The 1,196-nt window shown below is 46.2% G+C and carries 1 pseudogene; it reads right to left on the bottom strand.

Annotated features, from left to right (window positions below):
* Positions 1-1,196: pseudogene (locus EAO37_RS08995) on the bottom strand (hypothetical protein); the annotation flags it as partial.

The raw sequence follows: 1,196 nt of genomic DNA, 5'->3' as shown, positions 1-1,196 counted from the left end.
CTCTATGAAGTCCTTTGCCCCCTGTGATTGGAAAGTCCCCTGCTTAAGCTTGTCTAATCTCTTAAAAAAGGCTTGGCTATCAAAGACGCTTAAATCTTGCTCTTGGATCAGACTTTTTTCAAAAAGGCGGTTTAACATGTGCAATTCTAAGACTTGGCGATTCTGTGGGCTAAGAGAGCGCGTAAGTTGGCTAAAATTATCTAAATTATCTCCCTGCCCTTTGGCAAACTTCATCAAGCTATCTAGCGCCTCTTGTTCGCTTTTGTGCGCGTCTCTTAGCCCTAGCTTTTTAACTAGCTTGCTGGTGGCTTTCATTTGGGCGTAATCTTTGAGCGCGGTAGAAAAGAGTTGCTGGTATTTATTAGCCACTTGGGGGGGCAATTGGGCAAAGAGATCATCCACCCCGCTTTTAATATCTTTTCTAATAAAGCCCTCTAATGCCCTTTGGATATGATCCCTAAAATTGGGGTCTTTGGCTTCTTTGTAATAGCTATTGAGTAGATTCAAACTTTTATGCAATTGCTTGAAGTTTACCCCATCTGGGTTATACAATAGGTGTTCCAACCCCTTTAAAAAGGGTTTGGCGATCTCTTCTAGCCCCTGATCTTTCAAGTCCCTTTTAAGGGCGTTGAAGGGCGTGGGATCAAGTTTTACTTTATACTCATCCCCCATCACCTCGCCTATGACGCGCTCCATCGCATCGCTATAAGACTCTTTAGTCCCCCTGTCTAAGTCCTCAAACACGCCCTTAATGTCCTGCGCGTTTAAATTGAGGCGTTCTAGCTCTAATTGGAGGTTTCTTGTGGTCTGGTTTAAAATCCCCTTTAGGGTGCTTTGTGCCTGCACGCTAGAGTTAGCCGCTTCAGCCAAAAAAGCCGCTAGATGCCCGCTTTCATCGGCTCTAATAGCCCTTATAAACGCCTCTTGTCTTTGGGTGTGCTTGGGTAGGCTTAAGATGTTAGCAATGGTGTCATAAGCCTTAAAGGCTGTAGAATCCTCCCCAAAGACTTCTTTTGCCTTTTTGCTTAGCGCGCTGGGCTGGGTGTTGAACTTAGCCCCCCCTCCAAAAGCTTCTGACAAGTCCTTTAGGGCGGCTTGTTGCTGCGGGGTGCTTGTTTGGTGGATGATTCTTTGAGCCGCATCCACATTACCATTGATAAGCCTTTGGGCTAGCCCTAGTCCGGGCACATAGCCGC

The organism is Helicobacter sp. L8 (assembly GCF_003660355.1).
GTDB lineage: Bacteria > Campylobacterota > Campylobacteria > Campylobacterales > Helicobacteraceae > Helicobacter > Helicobacter labacensis.
Note: the sequence above shows the minus strand (reverse complement) of the source record. Positions and strands in the feature narration are given on the sequence as shown.